Source organism: Aquisalimonas asiatica (assembly GCF_900110585.1).
GTDB classification, from domain to species: domain Bacteria; phylum Pseudomonadota; class Gammaproteobacteria; order Nitrococcales; family Aquisalimonadaceae; genus Aquisalimonas; species Aquisalimonas asiatica.
Genome location: NZ_FOEG01000001.1, coordinates 156,359 through 183,156, shown reverse-complemented (window position 1 = coordinate 183,156; position 26,798 = coordinate 156,359). Strand labels below are relative to the sequence as shown.

Annotated in this window: 23 protein-coding genes; 10 read left to right on the top strand and 13 right to left on the bottom strand. The window is 66.8% G+C overall.

Translation table 11 applies throughout. The features are described from left to right. Positions 1-10: 10 nt before the first annotated feature. From narJ to BMZ02_RS00885, 5 genes are read right to left on the bottom strand one after another with little or no spacing between them, the layout of a single operon-like run. Positions 11-706 (bottom strand): nitrate reductase molybdenum cofactor assembly chaperone, encoded by a 696-nt coding sequence (narJ, locus tag BMZ02_RS00905; protein WP_091639117.1) that lies wholly within the window; start codon positions 704-706, stop codon positions 11-13. Continuing rightward, positions 703-2,274 carry a nitrate reductase subunit beta gene (gene narH, locus BMZ02_RS00900; protein ID WP_091639116.1) on the bottom strand — a complete coding sequence of 524 codons (1,572 nt, stop codon included), beginning with the start codon at positions 2,272-2,274 and terminating at the stop codon, positions 703-705. Before narH ends, narJ begins: the two co-directional genes overlap by 4 nt. Then, positions 2,271-6,029, bottom strand: a complete 3,759-nt coding sequence (locus BMZ02_RS00895) for a nitrate reductase subunit alpha (RefSeq protein WP_091639114.1) — start codon at positions 6,027-6,029, stop codon at positions 2,271-2,273. Before BMZ02_RS00895 ends, narH begins: the two co-directional genes overlap by 4 nt. Before the next feature lie 17 nt (positions 6,030-6,046). Then, positions 6,047-7,453, bottom strand: a complete 1,407-nt coding sequence (locus tag BMZ02_RS00890; protein WP_091639112.1) for a NarK family nitrate/nitrite MFS transporter — start codon at positions 7,451-7,453, stop codon at positions 6,047-6,049. Positions 7,454-7,491: 38 nt separating this feature from the next. Next, positions 7,492-8,778, bottom strand: coding sequence for an MFS transporter (locus BMZ02_RS00885; protein ID WP_091639111.1), 1,287 nt, complete (start codon positions 8,776-8,778; stop codon positions 7,492-7,494). Positions 8,779-8,999: 221 nt separating this feature from the next. Between BMZ02_RS00885 and BMZ02_RS00880 the strand changes: the two genes are divergently transcribed. The 3 genes from BMZ02_RS00880 to BMZ02_RS00870 are packed head-to-tail and all read left to right on the top strand — an operon-like array spanning position 9,000 to position 11,844. Continuing rightward, the gene (locus BMZ02_RS00880) at positions 9,000-10,799 is read left to right on the top strand and encodes a type IV pili methyl-accepting chemotaxis transducer N-terminal domain-containing protein (RefSeq protein WP_091639109.1); all 1,800 of its coding nucleotides are present in this window, start codon (positions 9,000-9,002) and stop codon (positions 10,797-10,799) included. Beyond that, positions 10,796-11,434 (top strand): two-component system response regulator NarL, encoded by a 639-nt coding sequence (gene narL / locus BMZ02_RS00875; RefSeq protein ID WP_091639108.1) that lies wholly within the window; start codon positions 10,796-10,798, stop codon positions 11,432-11,434. Before BMZ02_RS00880 ends, narL begins: the two co-directional genes overlap by 4 nt. Positions 11,435-11,454: 20 nt before the next feature. Beyond that, positions 11,455-11,844: a SirB2 family protein gene (locus BMZ02_RS00870; protein ID WP_091639106.1), complete on the top strand. Its 390-nt coding sequence runs from the start codon at positions 11,455-11,457 to the stop codon at positions 11,842-11,844. An 8-nt stretch (positions 11,845-11,852) separates the two neighbouring features. Here the strand turns inward: BMZ02_RS00870 and BMZ02_RS00865 are convergent, their stop codons facing one another. Then, positions 11,853-12,209, bottom strand: coding sequence for a carboxymuconolactone decarboxylase family protein (locus BMZ02_RS00865; protein ID WP_091639105.1), 357 nt, complete (start codon positions 12,207-12,209; stop codon positions 11,853-11,855). 118 nt (positions 12,210-12,327) lie between these two features. On the opposite strand from BMZ02_RS00865, the gene mobB reads away from it, so the two are divergent. The 5 genes from mobB (at position 12,328) to BMZ02_RS00840 (ending at position 16,463) form a co-directional block, all read left to right on the top strand. Beyond that, complete coding sequence (gene mobB, locus BMZ02_RS00860; protein ID WP_091640329.1) at positions 12,328-12,885, top strand: molybdopterin-guanine dinucleotide biosynthesis protein B; 558 nt, start codon at positions 12,328-12,330, stop codon at positions 12,883-12,885. Then, a complete protein-coding gene (locus tag BMZ02_RS00855; protein ID WP_091639103.1) occupies positions 12,882-13,562 on the top strand; it encodes a Crp/Fnr family transcriptional regulator in 681 nt (226 codons plus the stop codon). Before mobB ends, BMZ02_RS00855 begins: the two co-directional genes overlap by 4 nt. 148 nt (positions 13,563-13,710) lie before the next feature. Continuing rightward, on the top strand, positions 13,711-14,487 hold the full coding sequence (fnr, locus tag BMZ02_RS00850) for a fumarate/nitrate reduction transcriptional regulator Fnr (protein ID WP_216110636.1): 777 nt from the start codon (positions 13,711-13,713) through the stop codon (positions 14,485-14,487). A 69-nt stretch (positions 14,488-14,556) separates the two neighbouring features. Beyond that, positions 14,557-15,555, top strand: a complete 999-nt coding sequence (ubiU, locus tag BMZ02_RS00845; protein ID WP_091639101.1) for a ubiquinone anaerobic biosynthesis protein UbiU — start codon at positions 14,557-14,559, stop codon at positions 15,553-15,555. An 11-nt stretch (positions 15,556-15,566) separates the two neighbouring features. After that, positions 15,567-16,463 (top strand): U32 family peptidase, encoded by an 897-nt coding sequence (locus tag BMZ02_RS00840; RefSeq protein ID WP_091639100.1) that lies wholly within the window; start codon positions 15,567-15,569, stop codon positions 16,461-16,463. Here the strand turns inward: BMZ02_RS00840 and ubiT are convergent. Next, positions 16,455-16,892 carry a ubiquinone anaerobic biosynthesis accessory factor UbiT gene (ubiT, locus tag BMZ02_RS00835; protein WP_171909753.1) on the bottom strand — a complete coding sequence of 146 codons (438 nt, stop codon included), beginning with the start codon at positions 16,890-16,892 and terminating at the stop codon, positions 16,455-16,457. The genes BMZ02_RS00840 and ubiT overlap by 9 nt on opposite strands. Before the next feature lie 196 nt (positions 16,893-17,088). Between ubiT and BMZ02_RS00830 the strand changes: the two genes are divergently transcribed. Together BMZ02_RS00830 and BMZ02_RS00825 are read left to right on the top strand one after the other, a co-directional pair. Further along, a complete protein-coding gene (locus tag BMZ02_RS00830; RefSeq protein WP_139209105.1) occupies positions 17,089-17,520 on the top strand; it encodes a hypothetical protein in 432 nt (143 codons plus the stop codon). Then, positions 17,517-18,884 (top strand): serine hydrolase domain-containing protein, encoded by a 1,368-nt coding sequence (locus BMZ02_RS00825; protein ID WP_091639095.1) that lies wholly within the window; start codon positions 17,517-17,519, stop codon positions 18,882-18,884. Before BMZ02_RS00830 ends, BMZ02_RS00825 begins: the two co-directional genes overlap by 4 nt. 4 nt (positions 18,885-18,888) lie before the next feature. On the opposite strand, the gene BMZ02_RS00820 is transcribed toward BMZ02_RS00825, so the two are convergent. From BMZ02_RS00820 to BMZ02_RS00795, 6 genes are read right to left on the bottom strand one after another with little or no spacing between them, the layout of a single operon-like run. Beyond that, entirely contained in the window at positions 18,889-19,692 is an 804-nt protein-coding gene (locus BMZ02_RS00820; protein WP_091639093.1) for an alpha/beta fold hydrolase, read from the bottom strand. Continuing rightward, positions 19,692-20,996, bottom strand: coding sequence for an O-acetylhomoserine aminocarboxypropyltransferase (locus BMZ02_RS00815; protein WP_091639092.1), 1,305 nt, complete (start codon positions 20,994-20,996; stop codon positions 19,692-19,694). The genes BMZ02_RS00820 and BMZ02_RS00815 overlap by 1 nt, the downstream gene beginning before the upstream one ends. A 39-nt stretch (positions 20,997-21,035) precedes the next feature. Continuing rightward, positions 21,036-22,742 carry a SulP family inorganic anion transporter gene (locus BMZ02_RS00810; protein WP_091639090.1) on the bottom strand — a complete coding sequence of 569 codons (1,707 nt, stop codon included), beginning with the start codon at positions 22,740-22,742 and terminating at the stop codon, positions 21,036-21,038. Next, positions 22,739-23,161 carry a DUF6691 family protein gene (locus BMZ02_RS00805; protein WP_091639088.1) on the bottom strand — a complete coding sequence of 141 codons (423 nt, stop codon included), beginning with the start codon at positions 23,159-23,161 and terminating at the stop codon, positions 22,739-22,741. Before BMZ02_RS00805 ends, BMZ02_RS00810 begins: the two co-directional genes overlap by 4 nt. A 5-nt stretch (positions 23,162-23,166) precedes the next feature. After that, the gene (locus BMZ02_RS00800) at positions 23,167-23,601 is read right to left on the bottom strand and encodes a YeeE/YedE family protein (protein ID WP_091639087.1); all 435 of its coding nucleotides are present in this window, start codon (positions 23,599-23,601) and stop codon (positions 23,167-23,169) included. Between the two features lie 54 nt (positions 23,602-23,655). Continuing rightward, a complete protein-coding gene (locus BMZ02_RS00795; RefSeq protein ID WP_091639085.1) occupies positions 23,656-26,796 on the bottom strand; it encodes an efflux RND transporter permease subunit in 3,141 nt (1,046 codons plus the stop codon). Between the last annotated feature and the right edge of the window lie 2 nt (positions 26,797-26,798).

Below are 26,798 nucleotides of genomic sequence, written 5' to 3'. Positions count from 1 at the left end.
ACCCTCTGTCTCAGGCGGTGTTGCGCTTGAGTGCCGACCAGTCCACCGGCACGGCCTGGCCCTGGTTGGTTTTCGCCCCGCCGCAGCCGCCGCTGGTGGGCCCGAACGTCACCGGCTCCTCGGCCCAGACTTCGTCCAGGGCCTCGGGGGTATCGTCGCGCTCCTCCTCGCGGAGCTGCCGCTGGAGCTGCTCCCCGGCCGTCTCCATGCCGCCAAGCTCCAGCAGGGCCTTGAACAGCCACTGGTAGTCGCTGTCGCGCTCCTCGAGCCGCCCCTGGAGGAGCTGGAGCAAATGCCCCATCTCCTCCAGCCAGCCCTGGATCTCCTCCTCCGACAGACGCGAGCAGAACTCCAGGAACAGGGGCACGTAATCCGGCAGCTCGTTGGCGCTGACGTCCAGGCCGTGCTCCCGGTAGATGTTGAGCAGGTTGACCATGGCCTGCCCGCGATCCCGGGACTCGCCGTGGACGTGCTCGAACAGGTGCAGGGAGAGCGAGCGGCTGCGGTCGAACAGGCCGACGTACTCGGCCTGCACGTCCAGCAGGTCATCGGTGCGCAGCCGCTCGACCAGGCCCACCAGGCCCCGACGCGTGTCCGCGTCGAGCCCCGGTGCCTCCTGGATCACGGCCGCCAGCTCCTGGCCGTGCTGCTGCAGCTCTTCGCCGGGGTAGTCCATGAGCACGGCGATCGCCTTGAGAATCATCATGACGACCCCTCCTTCTCCGTCTCGCGGGTCTTGAACTCCACCCGCGCCGGGAACGCCCGCTGGCTGGCCCGGCGACCACCGAAGATGTCGGTCCTGGTGGCGCCGTTGCTGGAGACGTTACAGCCATCACCGAAGCTGAAGCCGCACCCGGCCCGCTCGCCGTAGGGGTCCTCGGCCGAGAGCTCCTTGCTGGCGGTGGGGATGTCGAAGCGGTCCTCGTAGTTGGCGATGGCCATGATCTGGTACATGTCCTCCACCATCTCCTCGGAAAGCCCCACCTGCTCCAGCACCGCGTGATCCGGCTCGCCCTCGACGGTCTGGCTGCGCTTGAACTTGCGCATGGCAAGCATCCGCTCCAGCGCCTTGATGACCGGGCGCTCGTCACCGGCGGTGAGCATGTTGGCCAGGTACTTCACCGGGATGCGCAGGGAGGCCACATCCGGAATCAGCCCTTCGCTGTCGATGTTGCCGGCGTCGGCCGCCGACTGGATCGGCGACAGCGGCGGCACGTACCACACCATGGGCAGCGTCCGGTACTCCGGGTGCAGCGGGAAGGCCACCTTCCAGTCCATGGCCATCTTGTACACCGGCGACCGCTGGGCGGCTTCCAGCCACTGCTGCGGGATGCCTTCCTTCTTCGCCGCGGCGATCACTTCAGGATCGTGCGGGTCGAGGAAGACGCGCATCTGCTGCTCGTAGAGATCCTGCTCGGAGGGCGCCGAAGCGGCCTCCTGGATGCGGTCGGCATCGTAGAGGATCACGCCGAGGTAGCGGATGCGGCCCACGCAGGTCTCGGAGCACACGGTGGGCTCGCCCACCTCGATACGCGGGAAGCAGAAGGTGCACTTCTCGGATTTGCCGCTCTGCCAGTTGTAGTAGATCTTCTTGTACGGGCACCCGGAGATGCACATGCGCCAGCCGCGGCACTTGTCCTGGTCGATCAGGACGATGCCGTCCTCCTCGCGCTTGTAGATCGCGCCCGAGGGGCACGAGGCCACGCAGGTGGGGTTCAGGCAGTGCTCGCACAGCCGGGGCAGATACATCATGAAGGTGTTCTCGAACTGCCCGTAGATCTCCTTCTGGATGTTCTGGAAGTTGTAGTCCTGGGAGCGCTTCTCGAACTCCCCGCCCAGGATCTCCTCCCAGTTCGGGCCCCACTCGATCTTGTCCATGGGCTGGCCGGTCAACGCCGAGAACGGCTTGGCCACCGGCTGGTGCTTGGAGTCGGGGGCGTTGTGCAGCCGCTGGTAGTCGTAGTTGAACGGCTCGTAGTAATCGTCGATGCTCGGCAGATCCGGGTTGGCGAAGATGTTCGCCAGGATCCGCCACTTGCTGCCCGCCTTGGGCTGGAGCTTGCCGCTCTTCACCGACCAGCCGCCGTTCCACCGCTCCTGGTTTTCCCAGTCTTTCGGGTAGCCCACACCGGGCTTGGTTTCGACGTTGTTGAACCAGGCGTACTCCATGCCTTCACGAGACGTCCAGACGTTCTTGCACGTCACCGAGCAGGTATGGCACCCGATGCACTTGTCCAGGTTGAGGACTTTTCCAATCTGCGCGCGGACCTTCATGCCTGTTCCTCCGCCTCGTAAATGCTCTGGTCGTCACCGTCGAGCCACTCGACCCGATCCATCTTGCGCACCACCACGAATTCATCGCGGTTCGAGCCGACAGTGCCGTAGTAGTTGAAGCCGTAGCTGAGCTGGGCGTAACCGCCGATCATGTGCGTGGGCTTGAGCACCGCACGGGTCACGGAGTTGTGGATGCCGCCCCGCTCGCCGGTGATCTCCGATCCGGGGGTGTTCACCAGCTTCTCCTGGGCGTGGTACATCATCACCATGCCCTCGGGGACGCGCTGGCTGACCACGGAGCGGGCCACCAGGGCGCCGTTGCTGTTGAAGCACTCGATCCAGTCGTTGTCGACGATGCCGACCTTCTTCGCGTCCACTTCGCTCATCCACACACACGGCCCGCCACGGGAGAGCGTGAGCATCAGCAGGTTCTCGCTGTAGGTGCTGTGGATGCCCCACTTCTGGTGCGGGGTGATCCAGTTCAGCGCGATCTCATCAAAGCCGTTGCCACGCACGCCCTGGATGGTCTGGGTGGTGCGCATGTTCACCGGCGGCTTGTAGCTCACGAACCCTTCGCCGAACGCCCGCATCCAGGAATGATCCTGATAGAGCTGCTGGCGCCCGGTGAGCGTGCGCCACGGGATCAGCTCGTGGACGTTGGTGTAGCCGGCGTTGTAGGAGACGTGCTCCGACTCCAGCCCGGACCAGGTGGGTGACGAGATGATCTTGCGCGGCTGCGCCACCAGATCGCGGAAGCGGATCTTCTCCTCTTCCTTGTTCAGCGCCAGGTGGGTGTGGTCCCGCCCGGTCTGCTTGGAGAGCGCCCCCCAGGCCTTGACCGCCACTTCACCGTTGGTCTCGGGCGCGAGGCTGAGGATGACCTCGGCGGCGTCGATGGCCGAGTCGATCTTCGGCATGCCCTTGTTGGTGGCCCCCTCCCTGAGGTGGACGCCATTGAGCTTGCCCAGGAACTCCACCTCGTGCTCGGTGTTCCAGGCGATGCCCTTGCCGCCGTTGCCGACGTTGGTCATGAGCGGGCCCAGCGCCGTGAACCGGTCGTAGAGATTGGGGTAGTCGCGCTCCACCGGCACCAGTTGCGGCATGGTCTTGCCCGGCACCGGATCGCACTCGCCCTTGTACCAGTCCTGCACGTCGAAGGCCTGGCCCAGCTCGGCGGGGCTGTCGTGCAGCAGCGGCAGGGTGACGATGTCCGTCTCCTTGCCCAAGTGCCCCTGCACCACCTGCGAGAAGCTGCGGGCCAACCCCTTGTAGATGTCCCAGTCCGAGCGGGACTCCCAGCACGGGTTCACCGCCTCGCACAGCGGGTGGATGAACGGGTGCATGTCCGAGGTGTTGAGGTCGTTCTTCTCGTACCAGGTGGCCGTGGGCAGCACCACGTCCGAGTACAGGCACGTGGTGGACATGCGGAAGTCCAGGGTGGTGAGCAGGTCGAGCTTGCCGCGCGGGGCCTCGTCACGCCAGGCCACTTCCATGGGCTTGTCGGCGCCCTCTTCCCCCAGGTCCTTGCCCTGCACGCCGTGGTCGGTGCCCAGCAGGTGCTTGAGGAAGTACTCGTGGCCCTTGCCGCTGGAGCCCAGCAGGTTGGAGCGCCAGATGAACATGTTGCGCGGGAAGTTCTGCGGATCGTCGGGATCCTGGCACGCCATGCTCAGCTCGCCGCTCTTGAGCTGCTCCACCACGTAGTCTTTCGGGTCCTTGCCGGCCGCGGCGGCCGCCTTCGCCACCTGCAGGGGGTTGGCGCCAAGCTGCGGCGCGGACGGCAGCCACCCCATCCGCTCGGAGCGGACGTTGAAGTCGATCATGCTGCCCTGCCACTGCGACTTGTCGGCCAGCGGCGAGAGCATGTCCGCCACCTGCAGCTTCTCGTAGCGCCACTGATCGGTGTGGGCGTAGAAGAAGGAGGTGGAGTTCATGTGCCGCGGCGGCCGCGCCCAGTCCAGGGCGAAGGCGAGCGGCTGCCAGCCGGTCTGCGGGCGCAGTTTCTCCTGACCCACGTAGTGGGACCAGCCACCCCCGCTCTGGCCGACGCAGCCACAGAACACCAGCATGTTGATGATGGCGCGGTACGACATGTCCATGTGGTACCAGTGGTTCAGGCCGGCGCCGAGGATGACCATGGACTTGCCTTCGGTCTTGTTGGCGTTGTCCGCGAACCGGCGTGCGACCTTGATCACCTTGTCGCGCGAGACGCCGGTGATCATCTCCTGCCAGGCCGGGGTGTAGGGCAGGTTGTCGTCGTAGCTCGTCGCCGTGTTCGGGCAGTCCAGGCCACGATCCACGCCGTAATGGGCGGTGATGAGATCAAACACCGAGGCCACCAGTGCCTCTTCGCCGTCGGCGAGCGTGATCCTGCGCACCGGCACCTTGCGGTAGATGACGTCCTCCTGCGGGTTGGGCGTGAACCGGCCCAGCTCGTGCTCCAGGCCGCCGAAGTACGGGAAGCCCACCTCGGCCACTTCGTCCTTCACGTCCAGGTGGCTGAGCCGGAGCTTGGTGTCCTTGCCGTCGGCGCGCTTCTCTTCCAGGTTCCACTGGCCGTCTTCGCCCCAGCGGAAGCCGATGGAGCCCTGGGGCACCACCACGGTGTCACTGGTTTCGTCCCAGGCGACCGTCTTCCAGTCCGGGTTGTTCTTCTGCCCGAGCCCCTTGTCGAAGTCGGAGGCACGCAGGAAGCGGCCGGCCTGATAGCCCTTGTCGGTCTCGTCCAGCCGCACCAGGCAGGGGAAGTCCGTGTACTTGCGGGCGTAGTCCTGGAAGTACGGGCTGGGGTTGTCAACGTGGAACTCTTTCAGCATCACGTGCCCGAGCGCCATGCCCAGTGCGGAGTCGGTGCCCTGCTTCGGGTTCAGCCACATGTCGGCGAACTTGGAGGCCTCGGAGTAGTCCGGCGTCACCGTGACGATCTCGGTGCCCTTGTAGCGGACTTCCGTCATGAAGTGGGCGTCAGGCGTGCGCGTCTGCGGCACGTTGGAGCCCCACATCATGATGAAGCCGGAGTTGTACCAGTCGGCCGACTCGGGCACGTCGGTCTGCTCGCCCCAGGTCTGCGGCGAGCTGGGCGGCAGGTCGCAGTACCAGTCGTAGAAGCTCATGCACACCCCGCCGAGCAGCGACATGTAGCGCGAGCCCGCGGCGTAGCTGACCATGGACATGGCGGGAATCGGCGAGAAGCCGATCACCCGGTCCGGGCCGTACTGCTTGATGGTGTAGACGTTGGCCGAGGCCACCAGCTCATTGACCTCATCCCAGTCGCTGCGCACCAGCCCGCCCTTGCCGCGCCGGCTCTTGTACTGTTGCGCCTTGGCCGGGTCCTCGACGATGGAGGCCCAGGCGTCCACCGGGTCGTCGTGCTGCTGCCGCGCCTCACGCCACAGCCGCAGCAGATGACCGCGCACCATGGGGTGCTTGAGCCGGTTGGCACTGTAGATGTACCAGGAGTAACTGGCGCCACGGGCGCACCCGCGGGGCTCGTGGTTGGGCAGATCCGGCCGCGTGCGCGGATAGTCGGTCTGCTGGGTCTCCCAGGTGACCAGGCCGTTCTTCACGTAGATCTTCCAGCTGCAGGAGCCGGTGCAGTTCACGCCGTGGGTGGAGCGCACGATCTTGTCGTGCTGCCAGCGGCTGCGGTAAGCGTCCTCCCAGCGGCGAGGCTCGTCGGTGACCACGCCGTGGCCATCCGAGAATTCTTCCTTGGTGCGCTGGAAGAAGGTCAGTCTGTCGAGAAAGAAACTCATGGCGATCTCCTCGCGATTTAGCAGGGCACTTCCGCATTCGGGCGGGCGTAGTACCACCAGGTAATGGCAATGCAGGTGACGTAGAAAACGATGAACGCCCAGAGCGCGCCCTGGACGCCGCCCGTGAGGGCAATGGACACGCCGTAGCTCTGGGGAATGAAAAAGGCACCGTAGGCGGCGAGCGCCGAGCTGAAGCCAAGTACCGCGGCGCCTTCCTTGTTGGCGTCGATGACGGCCTGCTGCTCGGCGGCCTCACCCTTTCCGGCGGCGGCACGCTGGTGCTCCGTCATGAAGATCACCGGGATCATCCGGAAGGTGGAGCCGTTGCCGATGCCGGTGGTCAGGAACAGCAGCATGAACATGGCGAAGAAGCCCCAGAAGCTGCCGTCGCCGACCCCGGCGGGCAGGAACCAGATCACCCCGAACACGGCGAGGGCCATGATGACGAAGTTCCAGAAGGTGACGATGGCGCCGCCCAGCTTGTCGGACAGCCACCCTCCCAGGGGCCGGATCAGCGCACCCACCAGTGGGCCGAGGAAAGCGAACTGGGTGCCGTCCACGCCCTCGAACTGGCTGTTGATGAGCATGGGAAAGCCGGCGGAATAGCCGATGAACGAGCCGAAGGTGCCCAGGTACAGCCAGCACATGATCCAGTTGTGCTTGCGCTGGAAGATGATCGACTGCTCCTTGAACGACGCCTTGGCGTTGGCCAGGTCGTTCATGCCGAACCAGGCAGCCACCGTGGCGATAACCAGGAACGGCACCCAGACGAAGCCGGCGTTCTGCAGCCAGAGCTGTTCACCGTCTTCCGTGGTGAGCGGCTGGCCACCCAGGAAACCGAACACGCCCATGGTGATCACCAACGGCACCACGAACTGCACGGTGCTCACACCCAGGTTGCCGAGACCGGCATTCAGCCCCAGCGCCGTGCCCTTCTCCGCCTTCGGGTAGAAGAACGCGATGTTGGACATGCTGGAGGCGAAATTGCCGCCGCCGAAGCCGCAGAGTATGGCCAGCAGCGCCATGATCCAGAACGGGGTGTCCGGATTCTGGGCGGCAAAACCGATACCCACGGCCGGGATCAGCAGCGACGCGGTGCTGATGGCCGTCCAGCGGCGCCCGCCGAAGATCGGCACCATGAAGGAGTAGAAGATGCGCAGCGTGGCCCCGGACAGCCCCGGCAGCGACGACAGCCAGAACAGCTGCTGGGTGGTGTAGTCGAAACCCACCCGCGGCAGGTTCACCACCACCACACTCCAGACCATCCACACGGCGAAGGCCAGCAGCAGGCAGGGGATGGAGATCCAGAGGTTGCGGTTGGCAATGCGCTTGCCCTCCCGCTCCCACTGCTGCGTGTCCTCCGGGTTCCAGCCGTGGATCACGCGTTGATCCAGTGGCTGCGATGTTGCGTTGGTTGCGCTCATTGTGGCGTTTACCTCGTCAAGTCTCGTGGAAAACCGTGTCAGGCGTCCGCCGCGGCGTCGTCACGCACCGAGGGCTGGTGGTAGCGATCGCGGGTGAGCACCGGCTGGCGCCGTTCGGTCCACCACATCCAGATCACCGAGACCAGGGTGAAGCCGAAGCAGAGCATCCAGATGCTGGTGGTCACGCCGGTGAAGTCGATCAGCGCGCCGAACATGGGCGGCAGCAGGAAGCCGCCGAGGCCACCGAACAGGCCGACCATCCCGGACACCAGCCCGAGGTTCTGGTCGTATTCATCGGAGAGGTACTTGAACACGGAGGCCTTGCCGATCCCCCAGGCGATGCCGACGATGAACAGCAGCGTGGTGAACAGCCACACCGGCATGGCCAGGGTGAAACTCAGCGTCTCGCCATCCATCTGCTGGATGGTGTACTCCGTGGGCGGATAGGACATGAAGAAGAAGCTGATCAGGCTCGCCCACATGCATACCCAGGTCACCGTGTGCGCACCGAACCGGTCCGAGAGGTAACCGCCGAAGGCGCGGATCACGCCCGAGGGCAGCACGAAGATGGTGGCGATCAGCGCGGCGAGCTGAATGCCCACGCCGTACTCGAGCATGTAGTAGCGGGTGAGATAGAGCGAGACACCCACGTAGCCGCCAAAGACCACCGAGTAGTACTGGCAGTACTTCCAGACCTTGGGATCGTTGAGCACCTTGACCTGTTCGCGCAGCGTCGGCGCCTTTTTGTTGCGGTCCTTGAGCTGCGGCTCGGTGAAGGTGAAGAACCAGAACAGCAGTGCGGTAATGGCCACGATCGCGGCGTAGATGTTGGCAACCGCCTGCCAGCTCAGCACCACGATGATGGTGGGCGCGATGTACTTGGTCACGGCAGCGCCGGCGTTACCGGCGCCGAAGATGCCCATGGCCAGACCCTGCTGACCGCGCTCGAACCACTTGGCGGTGTAGGCGATGCCCACGGAGAACGAGCCGCCGGCAAGACCCACGAAGGCACCGATGATCAGCATCTGCCAGTATTCCGTGGCGAACTGGACGAGCCACACGGCGGGCAGCACGCAGAGCATCAGGATGAAGAACACCGGGCGGCCGCCGTACTTGTCCGTCCACGCGCCCAGTGGCAATCGGACCAGCGACCCGGTGAGAATGGGCAGCGAGGTCAGGATGCCGAACTGGGTATTGGTAAGACCCAGCTCCTCCTGAATGGGCACCCCGATTTCGCCGAACATGGTCCAGACCATGAACATCATCGTGAATGCGAAGGTGTTCATGGAGAGAACCGAGTACTGCTTGAAGCGCTGCGTTGCCATGCTGTCCCCTGTCGCAGTGATGCGTTTTCTGGGGACGACGGTAGGGAGAGCGCTCCCGGGCAATCTTGACCCGGATCAACTCAGGACCCCGGATAACAAGCACAACAAAGGCAACATATTCCTTGTGAGGTATTTTCGATGACTTTTTAACTCTCTGTTTTTACTGACCAATAAAATCATCGACGAAGACCTTAGGCCGACACCGTGGCTATAGAGACTCATTGGAGGTACTCCTGAGCATTCCGACCCCCCAACGCGGACACCCCTGGGGCCTCCGGCTGCGACTGGGGCTGATCCTTGCCGGCATCACGGCGCTTGCCCTGGTGAGCATGGGTGGCTCCATGGTTATCGCGGAAGGCGCACGGGGCGACGCAGCGGCCATCAACCAGGCGGGCTCTCTGCGCATGGAGTCCTACCGCATCGCAGCGCTGCTCCAGGAGCCCGCCGATGCCGAGGCCGTGGCCTCGGCTGCCGCCACCTTCGAGGCAAAGCTGAACGATGCGGCCCTGCGCGAAGTCGCGGCGGGCGATCCGTCATTGCAGCGTCGTTACCGGGAGATCCGCGACGAGTGGCGTGACGTCCTGCGACCTGCGCTGGCCGACACGGGTGCGGAGGGTGCGGCGACCTACACGGCCCAGGTCGGCACCTTCGTGGACTCGGTGGACGCCATGGTGCGCGCACTGCAGCAGCAGGCCGAGTCCCGCATTCAGCTCCTGCGTGCAACCCAGGCCGGCGCCATCGTACTGACCCTGTTGCTCGCCGCTGGCGCCATCGCACTGATGCAGCGACGGGTCATGACACCCATGCGGGATCTCATCGACGCCGCCGACCGGCTCGGCCAGGGTGATTTCTACGCACGCGCCGCCCATACCCACGCGGACGAGTTCGGCGTGCTCGGGGAGCGCTTCAACACCATGGCGGCGGAACTGGACACCCTGTACGCCGACATGGAGCAGCAGGTCGCGCACAAGACCGCGGACCTGCAACGGAGCATTCAGGCCCTGCAGCTGCTCTACGACACGGCCCGGGATCTCGCGCCGCATCGCCTCACGGAGACGACCATGCAGCCCATCCTCGACCGCCTGCGCGACATCGTCGGTGCGGGCCCGGTCGACGTGGATCTCACCGAGCCAGACGGCGACGAGGTGGTGCAGCGGTTCCGGTCCACCGGGGCGGAAGACGGCACCACCGACACCGGCACGACCATCGTCCTTCGTCACCGCGGACAGACCCACGGACTGATGCGGATCCGCCACCCGGCAGGGGCGACGCTGGCGGCATGGAAGCACCAGCTGGCCGCAGCCGTGGCGGACCAGATCGCCCTCGCCCGGGCACTTGCCCGGGAGGCGCAGCAGCAGCGGCGGCTGGTGCTCATGGAAGAGCGTGCCGTGCTTGCCCGGGAACTGCACGACTCCCTGGCGCAGTCCCTGTCCTACCTGAAAATCCAGGTCGCCCGCCTGCAGGCCGGCCTGCGGGGCACCACCGACCGGGTCGACACCGAATCCATCGCCGCGGAGTTGCGCGAAGGACTCAATACAGCCTATGGTCACCTCCGCGAGCTGCTGACCACATTCCGGCTCAAGGTCAACGAACCGGGTCTGCAGCCGGCGCTGGAGGCCACGATCCGGGAGTTCCGCCAGCGCTGCCCGCAACTGGCGCTGCACCTGGACACCGGGACGACGGAGCTGGAATTGGACTCCAACGCCGAGGTTCACGCCCTGCAGATCGTGCGCGAGGCGCTGGCAAACGTGGCGCACCATGCGAGTGCGACAAGGGCGGTGATCAGGCTTACGAAAGACGACAACAACCAGATCCGGCTACTGGTGCAGGACGACGGCGTCGGCATGCCGGAGCAACCCGAGAAGGCGCACCACTACGGCATTCAGATCATGGCGGAGCGGGCGCGCAGCCTGGGAGGCGAGCTGATGATTGATGCGGCCGAACCGCAGGGCACCCGTGTCCAGGTCACCTTCCCCCTGCACCGGGCCACCGGAGATAACGACATGGAGCACCGGACATGACGACACGGGTGTTGATCGTCGACGACCACCCGCTGCTGCGACGCGGCGTCTCACAGCTCCTGGAGCTGGAGGCCGACATGGCGTGCGTCGGTGAGAGCAGCAACGGCGCGGAAGCGCTGGACATGGCCGCCGACCTGCAGCCGGATCTCATCCTGCTGGACCTGAACATGCAGGGCATGACCGGCGTCGAGACGCTCAAGGCGTTGCGCGAGAACAGCATCGAGGCGTGCATCGTCATGCTCACCGTCTCGGACAGCGAGGATGACCTCACCGCCTCCCTGCGAGCCGGGGCCAATGGCTATCTGCTCAAGGACATGGAGCCGGAGGCGCTGATCGCCCAGCTTCGGCGCGCCGCCGCGGGCGAGATCGTGATCAGTGAGGCGTTGACCTCCAGCCTTGCCCGGGCGCTCACCCAGGGGCGCAGAGCGGACTCACCGGGCATCGACCGGCTCACCGCGCGGGAGCGGGAGATCCTGCGGCACCTGGCCAGGGGCGAGAGCAACAAGACCATCGCCCGCAATCTCGGCATCACCGAGGGCACCACCAAGGTGCACGTGAAGAACCTGCTCAAGAAGATGGAGTTCCGCTCCCGGGTCGAGGCCGCGGTGTGGGCGGTGCAGAACGAACTCAAATAAGCCTTCGGGGAGCCAACGCAATGGCCGAACAGTACCTCCTCATCAAGCATATCCATCAGCTCAGCGCAGTCATCAGCATTGCGCTGTTCCTGCTGCGGGGCATCTGGATGCTGGCGGACTCACGCATGCTCCAGCGCAAGTGGGTGCGCATCGTGCCGCACGTGGTGGATACGGTGCTGCTGATCAGCGCCCTGCTGCTGGTGTGGATCATCGCCCAGTACCCGTTCGTGCACGACTGGGTGACGGCCAAGGTCGTGGGGCTCGTGATCTACATCGCGCTGGGCATGGTGGCGCTCAAGCGCGGGCGCACGAAACAGACCAGGCTGACGGCCTGGATCGCGGCCATCGTGGTGTTCGCCTACATCATGCTGGTGGCGGTCACCAAGGACGTGCTGCCACTGATCGGCTGAGGCGCCGGTCAGTCGTCGTCCACGTCCTCTTCCACATCGTCCTCGTCGTCCTCCTCTTCGAGGATGTCCTCCACCCAGGTCAGGGCGGCGACGGACGATGGGAAACCGAGGGTGGGCACGCCGAGCAGCGCGACCTGGCGGATTTCATCGCCGGTGAAGCCTTCGTCCAGGGCGCGCCGGACGTGGGAGTGGGTCGCCCCCTCGCTGCCGAGGGCAATCGCCATGGCCAGTTTCACCAGACGACGATCCCGCTCGTCCAGCGGGCCGGCCTCTGCGCATGCGCGCCCGAGCCGGCTGTAGGCATCCCAGATTTCCGGGTAGTCTTCGGCGACATCACCGGCACCTGAGGGGAGTTCGTTTGCCATGATTCCAGTCCTCGTCAGTCGCGTCCGCAGGGAACGGTATAATGCCCCCTTGTCCGGCGGCCACGTCAAATCCCGTACAGTGTGAGGCAACCAGGGCACCATGACCAGCACCGCAACCATGCCGCGCTACCCCTACCAGTCACTCTGGCCGCAGACCTGCCGCCGGCCCATTGTCGGCTTCGCCGCCTGGAGTGGCACCGGAAAAACCACGCTTCTCGAGGCCGTCATCCCGCGTCTCCGCGAGGCCGGGCTGCGGCTGGCGCTGGTCAAGCACGCCCACCACGCCTTCGACGTGGACCACCCGGGCAAGGACAGCTACCAGCTCCGCAAGGCCGGGGCCGACCAGGTGCTCGTCACCTCCGGTCAACGCTGGGCACTGATGCGGGAGCGGCAGCAGGAACGGGACCCGGTGCTTGCGGAGGAGATCGCGCGCCTGGACCAGGACAGCGTCGACCTGCTGCTGGTGGAAGGATTCCGCAACGAGCGTTTCCCCAAGATCGAGCTGCTGCGCGAGACGGGACGGGACCGGCCGCCGCTGTTCCATGATGACGATGCCATCATCGCCGTGGCCACGGCCGACGACCAGCCGCTGGAGACCACGCTGCCAAGACTGTCCATGAACGACCCGGACGGCGTGGCGCGCTTCATCCTGCAGGAGATCGCGGGGGCACGATGACGGACCACGGCATTCGCCAGGCACTGGGCAGCACTCCCCTCTTCCGGCACCTCCCCGGCGAGGTGCTTGACGGCCTGGCAAAACGCGTCCGCCGGGTGCGTCACGACAGCGGTGACATTCTCTTCCACCAGGGCGACCCGGCACACCACTTCTTCCTGCTGGAGCAGGGTCTGATCAAGCTCGCGCGCAACAGCGCCGAGGGGCTGGAGAAGGTCGTGCACCTGGTACGCCCCGGCGAGACATTCGCCGAAGCGGTGATGTTCATGGACGCCCGCAACTATCCGGTCACCGCCCAGATTCTTGAGCCGGCCGAGGTCCTGAGCATCCCCAGCGACGACTACCGCACGCTGCTCCGGAACGACAGCGATGCCTGCATGGCCCTGCTGGCCGATCTGAGCATGCGACTGCACAGCCGGCTCGAGGATATCGACCAGCTGACGCTGCAACAGTCCCGCCCCCGGGTCGCCCGCTATCTGCTGACCCAGGCCAGCGCCAGCCTGCAACCCGGCGACCCCGTTCAACTCCCCGCCCCGAAGCACGTCATCGCATCACGCCTGTCCATGAGCCCGGAGACGCTCTCACGCATTCTCCACGAGCTGAACGCCCGCGGGGTGCTCGAGGTGCGACACCGGGAAGTGGTCGTACATGACCCGGACGGCCTTCGCGCGTTATCGTGACCACAGCGTGAAACAAGGCACCTCGTAGACCGAATCGTATGTGGAACCATGCAGAACGGTTACACTGGTGTTTACGACGCGAGATCAGACCCCCTATTCTTCGACCGGGACAAGAACAGGACACTGCAAGGATGTGGGAGGAGTCCTGATGGCTGAACAAACCATGAACCGCCCCAACATTCGCCAGATCCGGGAAGCGTGCCGCACCTGCAGCCTGAGTGACCTGTGCCTGCCCGTGGCGCTGGAAACCGAGGACGTGGACGCCCTCGACGGCATCGTCGAGCGCCGCAAGCCTCTCGCCCGGGGTGACGTCCTCTACCGCTCGGGCCGGCCGTTCGGCGCCATCTACGCGGTGCGCACCGGCGCCCTCAAGAGCATGACCATCTCCGAGGACGGCGAAGAGCAGATCACCGCCTTTCACCTGCCCGGCGAGCTGCTGGGGCTGGACGCCATCAGCTTCGGCGAACACCCCTCCACGGCTTCGGCGCTGGAGACCACCAGCATCTGCGAGATCCCGTTCGAGGAGCTTGAGACCCTCTCCGCGGACATCCCCGGCCTCAACCGGCAGTTGCTGCGGATCATGAGCAAGGAGATCTTCAACGAGCAGGAGATGCTTCACGCCCTGGCACGACGTACCGCCGAACAGCGCCTGGCGATCCTGCTCACCAGCCTGTCGGACCGTTTCGCCCGGCGCGGGCTGTCGTCCATCCGCTTCCGCCTGCCCATGTCCCGCCACGAACTGAGCAACTACCTCGGGCTGGCCCCGGAGACCACCAGCAGGCTGTTTCGGCGTTTCGTGGACAACGGCTGGATTACCGCCGATGGCCGCGAGATCTCGCTGATCGACTTCGACGCCCTCAAGGCGGTCACCGGCGGCGGCGCCAGCGCCATGGAGAAGAATGCCGGGCTGACCAAGCACTCTTGATCCGGATCAAGGCGGTTCGTCCCACCAGGATGGCAAGCTCCCCGGGGTCACCTCGGACGGGAGCGCACTATGGAACTGGTCTGCCCGGCAGGGAACACAACCGCCCTGCGCACCGCCATCGACAACGGTGCCGACACCATCTACACGGGGCTGAGTGACGCCACCAACGCGCGCCACTTTCCGGGGCTCAATTTCTCACCGGACCAGCTTGCCCAGGGCATCAGCGAGGCGCACAAACGCGGCGTACGGGTGCTGCTGGCGGTGAACACCTACGCGCAGCCGGGTGGCTGGGAGCGCTGGCGTTCGGCGGTGGATCAGGCGGCCGCCCTGGGGGTCGACGGCATCATCCTGGCCGATATCGGCCTGCTGGATTACGCCGCGCGAACCCACCCCAACCTGCCACGGCACCTGTCGGTGCAGGGGTCGGCGACCAGCGTCGAGGCACTGCGTTTCTATCACGAGTGCTTCGGCATCCGCCGCGCCGTCCTGCCACGGGTGCTCTCCCTCGCCCAGGTCCAGCAGATCGCCGCCGATGCCCCGGTGGAGCTTGAGGTCTTCGGCTTCGGTTCCCTGTGCATCATGGCCGAGGGGCGCTGCCTGCTCTCCTCCTACGCCACCGGGGAGTCGCCCAACACCGCCGGTGCCTGCTCCCCCGCCGGCCACGTGCGCTGGGACGAAACCGCGGACGGCACACTGAGCTCGCGCCTCAACGGTGTGCTCATCGACCGCTTCAAAGCCGGCGAGAAAGCGGGATACCCCACCCTGTGCAAGGGGCGCTTCACCGTGGCGGACCGCACCGACCACACCCTGGAGCCCCCCACCAGTTTGAACACCCTGGACCTGCTTCCGGCGCTCCACCGTGCCGGGATCACCGCCATCAAGCTGGAGGGGCGGCAGCGCAGCCCGGGCTACATCCGGCAGGTGGTGGCCGTCTGGCGCCAGGCCATCGACCGCTGCCTGGCCGCCCCCGACGCCTACACGCCGGAGCCCGGGGAGCAGGCGCGGCTGTCCGCGCTCTCCGAGGGGAGCCAGACCACACTTGGCGCCTACAGCCGCTCCTGGCAATGAGGAAGCCCACCATGACCGGCACCACGAAACCGCGTATCGCGATCGGCCCCTGCCAGTACTTCTGGCCACGGGCACACACCCTGGCGTTCTACGAGCGTATCGGCGCGAGCGCCGCGGACTGCGTCTATCTCGGCGAGACGGTCTGTGCCAAGCGCCGGGAGCTGCGCCCCGAGGACTGGATCGCCCTGGGACGGGAGCTGGCTGCCGCCGGCAAGGAGGTGGTGCTGTCCACCCTCACCCTCATCGAGGCCCGCTCGGAGATGGGCATGGTGCGCCGCATGTGTCGGAACGGCGAGTTCCTGGTGGAAGCCAACGACATGGCGGCGGTTCAGGTTCTCCGGGAGCAGGGGCTGCCGTTCACGGGCGGGCCCTTTCTGAACATCTACAACAGCCAGGCGCTGCTCACGCTGCGCGACCTCGGCATGACGCGCTGGGTGATGCCACTGGAACTGGATGGCACAACGCTGCGCGCCCTGCTGGACGCCGCCGGGCCGCGGCGCCCGGAGACCGAGGTGTTCGCTCACGGACGCCTGCCCCTGGCCTGGTCCGCCCGCTGCTTCACCGCACGCCACCACGATCTGCCCAAGGATCAATGCGGCCTGCGCTGTATCGACGACCCGGACGGCCGCGCCGTGAACACCCGGGAGGGGGAACGGTTCCTGACCATCAACGGCATTCAGACCCAGTCCGGCCGCATCCACAATCTGCTGCCGGCCTGGCAGAGCCTGGCCGCGGCCGGGGCGGACCTGCTGCGACTCAGCCCGCACATCAGTGAGACGCCGGACCTGGTCGATGCACTGGCTCGGGCCATGGCCGGTGAGGACGCCACGGCGCTTGCCCGGGACGGCGACGACTGCGGCGGATACTGGTACGGCGCCGCCGGCATGGAGCCCATTCCCCTATCCTGACGCCCCGGCGACGTCCCCGGGCACGTGATCGGCCGCCCGCTGCAGGAGCGCGGTCACCGGCGTCGGCAGTTCGGCGGGATCCACGCTGTCGAGCACATTCTTCACCGCCAGCCCGAGGGCGGTATCACCCTGAACACCGAGACGCCGGTGAAAGAACAGCGTATCCGGATCCACCCGCTGCGCCATGACCAGCACCAGATCTTCGGCGAAGGCCGTCACCGTGGCGGCCGCATCCTGGCCCGCAGGCGCAGGGACGATCCGACCGTCACGCAGGGTCAGGCGCAGGCTGACATCGGGGTCTCTGATAACAATACGGATCGCGCGCCCGCTCAGGAGATCCAGAGCGCCATCAGCGATCTGCTGCCGGAGCACGCGCGTACTGAGGGATGCAACGATGATCTCCAGGGCGGCGGCTGGCATCAGCTGCATCGGGCGCAACACATGGGCGGGTCGGGGAAGCACAAGGCGCATGACGTTTCCGTCCTTCCATCGATTGGTCAGGCACACTCTCCACCATGACGGGGCGGATTCGCCTTGCTCTGGGTCAAGAACTGCCGATTCCGACGAACACCGGTAGCATGTAGTCTTGCAGAAACCCGAACACGACTACGGCCGGGAGGCGGGCTTGGAAATAGAACCATGGGGCATCTGGCTGCTGCTGGCTCTGGGACTCTTTGCACTGGAACTGGTACTCATGGGCGGCGCCAGCGGCCTGTTTCTGGCGTGGGCCCTGATGGCACTGGCCGCCATGGTGGCGGCCCTGCTCGAGGCCACCATCATGGGGCAGCTGATTACAGCAGGGGTGGCGGGGCTGGTGGCCATGCCGGGCGTCATCTGGCTGTTCCGGCGTGCCACCGAGGGCGGCGCCGGCGAAGCCGGCACGCCCACCGCCGTAACCATCCGTCACGGCAAGGCGGGCGTCATCGTCCGGGGTGACTTCTTCCAGGCGCACCACGAAGACGGCCGCGAGCTCCGGGAGCGTGACAGCGTGCTGGTGGTCCGCTACCAGGGGCTCACCGCCATCGTGAAGGATGCGAACTCCGGAGATACCCGTTGAACCGCCCCGCACCGCTGCTCTCGGGGGTATTGCTCCTCCTGGGGCTGCTGGCCCTGTCCGTGCTGTGGTGGGGGCCCATCGCGCGCGACTTCGCCGCCGCCGGCACCGGCTACGGGGCCAAGCAGCTGTGCTCCGGGGTGTTCGTCTCCGGACGCGACCCGCTCCAGGTGCTGGACAAGGATCTCGGCGATCTCCCCGCCGTGATCAGTGCCCATGCCAACCCCGAGACCGGCACCGTGACCGCGTCCCTGGGGCCTCTGACGCGCAAGGCCTACTACCGGGACGGTCTTGGATGCACGCTTGCGGCGGGAGGCACGGCGCCATCGCCGATGCCGGTGACCGCCACCGACGATGGCGATACACCGGCCACGCTTCCCGCCGTTGACCACAACGCGCCACGGCGGCTGGCACTCGGCCCCATGGTGGAGGCTGCGTTCAGTGAGCCCCTCCGCGATCAGCAACGCGGCACACGCGCCCTGGTCATCGTTCACCAGGGGCAGATCGTGGCGGAGCGCTACGCGCCCGGGTTCGACGCCGACATGCCACTGCCGGGCTGGTCCATGGCGAAGAGCGTCACCAACGCCCTGACCGGCATACTGGTCAGGGACGGGTACATCAGCCTCGACGACACCCTTCCCGAGTGGCGCGACGCCGACGACGGCCGCGCGTCCATCACCGTCCGCCACCTGTTGCAGATGACCTCCGGCCTGGCGTTCGAGGAAGACTACGCCGACCCGCTGGGCGACCCCATCCGCATGCTGTTCAACGAACCGGACGCGGCCGCGTTCGTGCGCAGCAAGGGGCTGGACGCCGAACCGGGCATGGAATGGGAGTACACCAGCGGCACCACCAACCTGCTGATGGCCGTGCTCCGGGGCGCCATCGACGACGACACCGCCTGGGCCGGATTCCCGCGGGAGGCGCTGTTCCAGCCCCTCGGCATGGACAGCGCCGTGCTTGAGCCGGACGCCTCGGGCACCTTCGTGGGTTCGTCGTTCATGCTGGCCACGGCGCGGGACTGGGCGCGGTTCGGCCAGCTCTACCTGCAGGACGGCAAGTGGAACGGCGAACGGCTGCTCCCGGAAGACTGGGTCGCCTTCACCCGGGAGCCCGCCCCGGACGCCGACAAGGGCGGCTACGGCGCCCATTTCTGGCTGAACCGCGGCGACCCGGACACCGGCGAACGCCCCTGGCCGGAGCTGCCCGCGGATACGTACGCGGCGTCCGGTTACCAGGGGCAGGAGGTGGTGATCGTGCCCTCGGCCGACCTGGTGGTGGTGCGACTGGGCCTCTCCCGGCCCCGGGAAGCCTGGGACCGGGAGTGGTTTGTCAGCGGCGTGCTCGACCTGCTGGGCGGCGAGTAGCGCCTCAGCCCACACGCCCACCGAACGCGACCAGCTCGTCCAGCAGCTCGTTCGGTCGCTCCAGCGGCGTCATGTGACCACAGCCGCGCAGCACCGTGCGGCTGACGGGCGCGGTCACCGCGTCCGCCAGCGCCGCGGTCGCCTTTGGCGGGGTCATCATGTCCCGGTCGCCGATCACGAAATGCACCGGGCAGGCGATCTCCCCGGCCCGGGCGACGCCCGCCTCGTAGGCGTTACAGGCATTCATGTCCGTGAACAGCACGCCCGGCGCGGCCTGCTCCAGCAGGCGGACCCCCTGCCCGTGAATCCACAGCCCGGGAGCCTGGTTGCCACCCAGGTGCGACTGGGGACTAATGCCCCAGTTCATGATCATGCCGATCCCCCTGGGGTCGTTCGCCCGCGTCGCCTCCAGCAGGGGTTCCGCCACCGGCATGGGGAACCCGGTTCCCACCAGTGCCAGGCCCTGTACCCGGTCGGGATAGCGTGCGGCGAAATCCACGGCCGCCAGCGAGCCCATGCTGTGGCCCACCACCATGGCCTGCTCCACGCCGGCAGCATCCAGCAGCGCGGCGAGCCAGTCCGCCTGGGCCTCGATGGCGCCGAGTGGTTCTCCCGCCGAGCGGCCATGGCCGGGCAGATCCACCGCCATGACGTTCTGGCCGTGGAAGGCGAAGTACCGGCTCTGGAGAATCCAGGCGGAGTGATCCATGCCCGCACCGTGGACGAACAGCCAGGTGGTCCGGCCGGGCTCCAGTGCGTGGGTGCCGGTGTAGATATACGTTCTGCTGCCGTTGACCGTGAGCTCCATCAGCGCGCCTCCTTCTGACTGGCACGCAGGGCGCGCTTGAGATCGTTGATCAGGTCGTCGGGATCCTCCAGCCCCACCGACAGGCGGATCATGCCCTCGGAGATCCCGGCCGCCCGCAGCGCCTCACCGCTCATGCGGTGATGGGTGGTACTGGCCGGATGGATCACCAGCGACTTGGCATCGCCCACGTTGGCCAGATGGGAGAAGAGGTTCAGGCTCTCGGTGAACCGCCGCCCCGCCTCACGGCCGCCCTTGATGGTGAAGCTGAACACGGCACCGCAGCCCTTGGGCAGCATCCGCGACGCCAGCGCGTGGTCCGGGTGGTCCGGCTGCTCCGGGTAACCCACGTGCTCCACCGCCTCGTGTTCGGCAAGAAACGCCACCAGCTTGCGGGTGTTGTCCACGTGGCGCTGCATGCGCAGGGGCAGCGTCTCCAGGCCCTGCAGCAGATGGAAGGCGGTGGTCGGGCTCATGCACGCCCCGAAATCCCGCAGCCCCTCCTTGCGGGCGCGCAGCAGAAACGCACTCGGGCCGTACTCCTCGGTGAAATCCATGTTGTGGAAGCCGGCGTAGGGCTCCGTCAGCTCCGGGAACAGGCCGGAGGCGTCCCAGTCGAAGCGCCCGCTGTCCACCAGCACGCCACCCACGGCGACGCCGTGCCCGCCCAGGAACTTGGTGGCCGAGTGATAGACCAGGTCGGCGCCGTGGTCGAAGGGCCGGCACAGATAAGGTGTGGTGAAGGTGGCGTCGATCAGCAGCGGCAGGCCGTTATCGTGGGCGACCTGCGCCACCGCCTCGATGTCGAGGATATCCAGCCCGGGGTTGCCCAGCACTTCGCCGAACACGAGGCGCGTCTCCGGGCGGATGGCGTTGCGGAACGCCTGCGGGTCACGCGGATCCACGAACGTGGTCTCGATGCCGAAGCGCGGCAGCGTGTAGCTGAGCAGGTTGTGGGTGCCACCATACAGGGAGTGGGACGCGACGATGTGCCCACCCGCTCCCATGAGCGTGGCCACGGCCAGGTGGACCGCGGCCTGGCCGCTGGCCGTGGCAATGGCACCAACACCGCCTTCCAGCGCGGCCACGCGCTCTTCCAGCACGGCATTGGTGGGGTTGGATATGCGCGAGTAGACGTGGCCGGCGCGCTCGCCGTTGAATAGCGAGGCCGCCTGATCACTGTCCTGGAACACGAACGACGTGGTCTGGTAGATCGGCGTCGCTCGCGCCCCCGTGGCGGGATCCGGTTGCTGGCCGGCGTGCAGGCTCAGCGTATCGAAACTGAACGGGCCGGATGTACTGCTCATGGTGGCTCCTCGATGTCATTGTTATGGTCAGCCACAAACCTACTGGTTCCGCTCCGGTTCGGCCAGTGTTTCGAATGCCTCATTCACCGAGAGGAACACCTCGCCCCGCAGCCGCGCCATGAGCGGCCCACCGCGCAACCCATCCATCACCGGCCCCTTGACCTCGGCCAGGTGCAGGCGGATGCCCCGCCGCTCCAGGCCCGCATCCAGCGCCTCGAGCATATCCAGGGCAGTGGCGTCCACGTGGCTGACGGACGTCATCACCAGCACCAGATGATCGGGCGCAGGGTCGCGCGCCACCAGCGTCTCAAGCTGCTGCTGCACCGCCTCGGCGTTGCCGAAGAACAGGTTCTCGTCGATGCGCACCAGCAGCACACGGGCGTCCGTCTCGACCCGATGGCGGCAGACGTTGCGGAAATGCTCGGTGCCGGGAACCCGGCCCACCACGGCCAGGTGGGGGTGACTGGCTCGCCAGATCAGGGTCACCAGGGACAGTGTCACACCGAACAGGACGCCCGCCTCCACGCCGACCACCAGCACACCGAGAGCCGTGCCGGCGAACGCGAGCCCTTCCATGCGGTCATGCCGCCAGACACGCCGCAGCGCCGCCACGTCCACCAGACCCACCGCGGCAATGATGATCACCGCCGCGAGCACGGTCATGGGCAGCGCGCGGAAGAGCCCCGTGGCAAAGACCAGCACCAGCGCGATCAGGACCGCTGCGAACACCCCCGCCAGCGGCGTCCGGGCGCCGCCCTCGGCATTGACGGCGGTGCGCGAGAAGCCGCCGGTGACAGGGAAGGCACCGGACAGTGCGCTGGCGACGTTGGCGGCCCCGAGTCCGCGCAACTCGGCGTCCGGATCAATGCGCTGCCCCCGCTGCCGCGCGAACGCCTGGGCGATGGCGACGCTCTCGACGAACCCGATCAGGCCGATGATCAGGGCGGGCAGCAGCAGCGGCGTGATCAGGGCCGGGTCCAGCGCCGGCAACACCAGTTGCGGCAGCCCGGCGGGCAAAGTGCCGACCACATCCAGCCGCTGCTCCAGGCCGGCCACTGCCACCAGTGCGGAGACGGCGATCACGGCGGCCATTGGCGCAAGCCTGGAGCCGAGGGCCGCGGCAGCGGAAGACAGGCCCAGGTGGCGCAGCAGCCCAGGCAGGTAGATGCGGGCAGCCCACAGCCCGCCCAGCACGCCGACACCGATGGCGGCGGTCAGCGGCTCCAGCTGCGGCAGGGAACGCACCACCCCGACCATCAGGGTCACGGCGCTCTGCCCTTCGGCGTCCACCCCCAGCAGCGGCCGCAGTTGCCCGACAATGATCAGCAGCGCGGCGCCGGCGATGAAGCCGCTGATCACCGGGTGACTCATCAGCCGCGCCAGATTACCCAGGCGCAGCAGACCGAAGGCAAACAGCATGAGGCCGGAGAGAAACGCCAGCAGCACGGCGCCGGCGATGTACTCGGGGCTGCCGGGGTCGGCCAGGGGCGTCAGCGCCGAGGCGGTCATCAGCGATGCCACCGCCACCGGCCCGACGGACAGCACCATGGAGGAGCCGAACAGGGCGTAGACCAGCAGCGGTGCCACGCTGGCATACAGACCAAGCTGCGGGGGCAGTCCCGCGAGTGCGGCATAGGCCAGGCCCTGGGGCACGAGCAGCATTGTCACCACCAGGGCTGCGAGCAGGTCGCCGGGCAGCAGGTCACGCCGGTATCGGCGCAGCCAGCCCGGCAACAGGCCGGTCATTGGCGTCGCGTCCGCTCGATCAGTTCGAACACGCCCATGCCGGCAACCATGGACGCCACGAACGCCAGCGCCTTGGCTTCACCCGCGCCGAGAGCAACCAGCGCCGGCCCGGGGCAGAATCCGGCCATCCCCCAGCCGACGCCGAACCCCAGTGCGCCCAGCAGTAACCGGCTGTCGATGGCGTTACTCGCCGGAAGCCGCATGGGCTCACCGAACACCGACTCGCGGCGCCCGGCTGCCACGCGGAAGGCAATGAACGCCGTGCCGATGGCGCCCACCATGACCAGGGCCAGGGAGGGATCCCAGGCACCGGCCAGATCCAGGAAGCCCAGTACCTTCTCGGGATTGGCCATGCCGGACACCAGCAGACCGACACCGAAGATCAGACCGACAGCGAAAGCGGATAACAGTGTGCGCATGTCCGTTACCCTCCGATCACGTGGCGAATCACGAACACCGTCGCGAAGCCGGTAGCCATGAACGCGATGGTTGCCACCAGCGACCGTGGCGATAGCCGCGAGATGCCGCAGACGCCGTGCCCGCTGGTGCAGCCCGCGCCGTAGCGGGTACTGATGCCCACCACGAGCCCCGCCAGGATCAGCATGGGATAACCGGCCTCGATCCGGATCTCCGGCAGGCTGGTGGCGGCGAGCCAGACCACAGGTGCGACGACCATGCCGGCGATGAACGCCAGTCGCCAGCCCACATCACCTCGCCGGGGAGCAAGCAGCCCGCCAACAATGCCGCTGATGCCGGCAACGCGGCCGTTCAGGAGAATGAACAGCGCCGCGGCCAGCCCGATCAACACGCCGCCGGCCAGCGCCGACCACGGCGTGAATGCCGCCCAATCAACCGTCATGGTGACTCCTCGATTCCACAGGCAAACAAGATTCCGTGATGGCGGATTATACCATTAAGTTCTATCGTTATAACCAAAATGGTTTCCCAATCGACTGCTCACCTGCCGTGCCCCGTTCTCGTAGACCGCCAGCATGGCCGGCACCAGGAACAGCACGATGAGCGAAGCGATGGCCAGGCCAAAGGCGATGGCGATGGCCATGGGGATCAGGAACTGCGCCTGCACCGATGTCTCGAACAGCAGCGGCGTCAGCCCGCCGATGGTGGTGAGCGTGGTCACCAGCACGGGACGCAGCCGCAGCCGGGACGCTTCGATCAGTGCATCCTCCACGGGCGCACCGGGATTCCGGTCGCGGATCTCGCGATAGAACGTCACCAGGATGATGCTGTTGTTGACCACGATGCCGGACAACCCGAACAGGCCGAACAGGGACAGAATCGTGAGATCCAGACCAAACAGCCAGTGACCGAAGAACGCCCCCACGATGCCGAACGGAATGACCGCCATGACCAGCAACGGCCAGCCGTAGGACGCAAACACGAACGCCAGCACCAGATAAATCAGTGCCATGGCCAGGAGCAGCCCGGCGCGCATGTCCGCCAGGGTCTCTTCCTGATCGGCAGCCTGTCCCTCGAAGGCGGTCTGCACCCCGTAGCGCTCCCGCAGCTCCGGCAGCAGATTCTCCTCCAGGTCGGCACGGATCCGGTTCGCATTGGTCACCTGGGCGTCCACGTCCGCCGTGGGTCGCACCGCCAGCCTGCCGTCGAAATGCCGCAGGGATGAGAAGCCGCGCCGGGTCTGCACGTCCGCCACGTTCCCCAGGGGCACCGTATCGCCATCGGGTGTCTGCACGCGCAGCTCTTCGAGGCTCGCCAGGTCGTGACGGTCCTGGGGGTGCAGCCGGACCCACACCTCCACTTCGTCCCGCCCCTGCTGGAACAACTGCGTCAGCACGCCGGCGTATGCATCGCCCAGTTGCGTGCTCAGATCCGCCGCATTGAGCCCCAGCGCCCGCCCCTGATCGTTGAGCCGGTAGATCCACTGTTCCGGCCCGTAAGGCAGGTCATCGGTGATCCCGGACACCCCCGGGCGCTGACGCAGATCGTCCTGCACGGCCATGGATGCCGCCTTGAGCTGCTCCGCGGGCGCACCGGTGATGCGCACGTCGATATCCGCCCCCGGCGGTCCCTGCCCCCGCTCGCGGATCACCAGACTCTCCAGCCCGGGCGCACCGGGGGCATTGTCTTCCCAGGCACGGATGAAGGCGCGGTTGCGCATCTCCCGCTGGTCCGGCGGCGACAACTGCACGAAGATGCCGCCGTAGTGCTCGCCGAAGCGGGTGTCCTGGGGGTCGTTGGCAATGGTGCTGCCGGTGCGCGCAACGTAGGTGCGCAACACGTCGCCGCCGGCTTCATCGGCCGTCTTGCGGAGGGACGCCTCAAGCTGGTCGAGATACGCCTCGACCCGCGCCCGCGGCGTGCCCGGCGCAAAGCTCACGTTCGCCTGCAGGGTCTCGCCTTCCACGGAGGGGAAGAACGTGAATGCCAGGCGCCCGCCGGGGACCAGCGCAAAGGCGACGATCAGCAGCGCAATCGGGGCGGCAATGGTCGCCCACCGGTGGCGCACGGCCACCGCCACGGCACGCCGGAACGCGCCATCACGGAAGCGGTTGAAGGCGGCGTCGAGTCGCTGGCGATAGCGGTTGGGCGAGACGCGCTGGCTGCGCTCGAAGGAGCGCCGCAGGTGGCCCGGCAGGATGAAGAAGGCCTGCACCACCGCGGCGATGATCACGCAGATGATCACCAGCGGAATGTCGAACAGGATGTTGCCGATGGGGCCACCGATGATCATGAGCGGCAGGAAGGCGGCGATGGTGGTGAGCGAGGCCGCCATGACCGGCACGAACATCCGCCGGGCACCGTGGATGGCGGCATCGTCCGCCGACTCCCCCGCCTGGAAACGGCTGTAGGCGTTCTCCCCGACCACTACGGCGTTGTCGACGATGATGCCCAGCGCCATGATGAAGGCGAACAGGCTCATCATGTTGATGCTGCCGCCGGTGAGAAAGAGCACGGTCAGCGCCGCCAGGAACGACGTGGGAATGCCCAGGGTGACCCACAGCGCCATGCGCCCGGAGAGGAACGCCAGCAGCACCCCGATCACGAGCAGCAGCCCGCCGACGCCGTTCTTCAGCATCAGGGCGATGCGCTCACTGATGAACTGCCAGAATTCGTCGAAGACCTCGACGCTGGCCGTCGCCGGCAACGCCGGTTTTCGCTCCGCGAGGAAGTCGTCCAGCACCCGCGCCGCGGCGAGGGCATCCTCGTCCTCTGCTCGCTCCACAAGAATCTCGACGGCATCCCGGCCATCGAAACGCAGCTGGATCTCCCGGTCCCTGGCCTGCTGATTGACGTCGGCCAGCAGCCCGAGCGGCACCGAACGCCCGCCCTCCAGGGGCACTGCCAGGTCCTCGAATGCCCGGACGCTGCGGGCCTGATCCACTCCCCGGAGCTGCCGCGCCACGTCCCGCTCGCCGGCATCGCCCGCGGGGATGTCACGGCTCTGGGCATCAATGCGCGCGGCCAGGTCACTGAAGGACAGCCCCAGGTCGGTCAACGTCGACTGGGGAATATCGATGCTGATCTCCTGCTCCGCCATGCCGGTGAGCTCCACGCGGGTGACCCCGCTTTCCAGCAGCTCCTCTTCCAGCCGCCGACTCAGCTCCCGCACCTCCCGGGTATTGAGATCACCGCTGACCAGCAGCCGCGCAACCGGGTCGTAGCGCAGCACACGGCTGATGGTGGGCTCCCGCGCCGCCTCCGGCAGGTTGCGTACGCCGGCGACGCGGTCCTTCACCGATTCCGTCGCCTGCGCCATGTCCGTGCCCTCGCGGAACTCCAGCACGACCGTGGCGCTGCCCTCGGCGGAGGTGGAGGTCAGCTCGCGCAGGCCATCCACATCCCGCAGCTCCTCCTCCAGGGGCGAGGTCACCGCGTCGGCAACCTCTTCGGCGGTGGCGCCCCGCCACTCCACCTGCACGGTGACGAAATCCAGCTCGAAGGTGGGGAAGAACTGGGTGTTGAGCTGCTGCAGGGACCACAGGCCGGAGATCATCATCAACAGCATGATCAGGTTCGCCGCCACCGGGTGACGGGCGATCCAGCCGATCCACGATTCGCGTGTGGTGTCGTTCATGG

Excerpts from the sequence above, each read along its gene's own strand:
- narJ (WP_091639117.1), bottom strand. The coding sequence starts at position 706 with ATGATGATTCTCAAGGCGATCGCCGTGCTCATGGACTACCCCGGCGAA.
- narH (WP_091639116.1), bottom strand. The coding sequence starts at position 2,274 with ATGAAGGTCCGCGCGCAGATTGGAAAAGTCCTCAACCTGGACAAGTGC.
- BMZ02_RS00895 (WP_091639114.1), bottom strand. The coding sequence starts at position 6,029 with ATGAGTTTCTTTCTCGACAGACTGACCTTCTTCCAGCGCACCAAGGAA.
- BMZ02_RS00890 (WP_091639112.1), bottom strand. The coding sequence starts at position 7,453 with ATGAGCGCAACCAACGCAACATCGCAGCCACTGGATCAACGCGTGATC.
- BMZ02_RS00885 (WP_091639111.1), bottom strand. The coding sequence starts at position 8,778 with ATGGCAACGCAGCGCTTCAAGCAGTACTCGGTTCTCTCCATGAACACC.
- narL (WP_091639108.1), top strand. The coding sequence starts at position 10,796 with ATGACGACACGGGTGTTGATCGTCGACGACCACCCGCTGCTGCGACGC.
- BMZ02_RS00870 (WP_091639106.1), top strand. The coding sequence starts at position 11,455 with ATGGCCGAACAGTACCTCCTCATCAAGCATATCCATCAGCTCAGCGCA.
- BMZ02_RS00865 (WP_091639105.1), bottom strand. The coding sequence starts at position 12,209 with ATGGCAAACGAACTCCCCTCAGGTGCCGGTGATGTCGCCGAAGACTAC.
- mobB (WP_091640329.1), top strand. The coding sequence starts at position 12,328 with ATGCCGCGCTACCCCTACCAGTCACTCTGGCCGCAGACCTGCCGCCGG.
- BMZ02_RS00855 (WP_091639103.1), top strand. The coding sequence starts at position 12,882 with ATGACGGACCACGGCATTCGCCAGGCACTGGGCAGCACTCCCCTCTTC.
- fnr (WP_216110636.1), top strand. The coding sequence starts at position 13,711 with ATGGCTGAACAAACCATGAACCGCCCCAACATTCGCCAGATCCGGGAA.
- ubiU (WP_091639101.1), top strand. The coding sequence starts at position 14,557 with ATGGAACTGGTCTGCCCGGCAGGGAACACAACCGCCCTGCGCACCGCC.
- BMZ02_RS00840 (WP_091639100.1), top strand. The coding sequence starts at position 15,567 with ATGACCGGCACCACGAAACCGCGTATCGCGATCGGCCCCTGCCAGTAC.
- ubiT (WP_171909753.1), bottom strand. The coding sequence starts at position 16,892 with ATGCAGCTGATGCCAGCCGCCGCCCTGGAGATCATCGTTGCATCCCTC.
- BMZ02_RS00820 (WP_091639093.1), bottom strand. The coding sequence starts at position 19,692 with ATGGAGCTCACGGTCAACGGCAGCAGAACGTATATCTACACCGGCACC.
- BMZ02_RS00815 (WP_091639092.1), bottom strand. The coding sequence starts at position 20,996 with ATGAGCAGTACATCCGGCCCGTTCAGTTTCGATACGCTGAGCCTGCAC.
- BMZ02_RS00810 (WP_091639090.1), bottom strand. The coding sequence starts at position 22,742 with ATGACCGGCCTGTTGCCGGGCTGGCTGCGCCGATACCGGCGTGACCTG.
- BMZ02_RS00805 (WP_091639088.1), bottom strand. The coding sequence starts at position 23,161 with ATGCGCACACTGTTATCCGCTTTCGCTGTCGGTCTGATCTTCGGTGTC.
- BMZ02_RS00800 (WP_091639087.1), bottom strand. The coding sequence starts at position 23,601 with ATGACGGTTGATTGGGCGGCATTCACGCCGTGGTCGGCGCTGGCCGGC.
- BMZ02_RS00795 (WP_091639085.1), bottom strand. The coding sequence starts at position 26,796 with ATGAACGACACCACACGCGAATCGTGGATCGGCTGGATCGCCCGTCAC.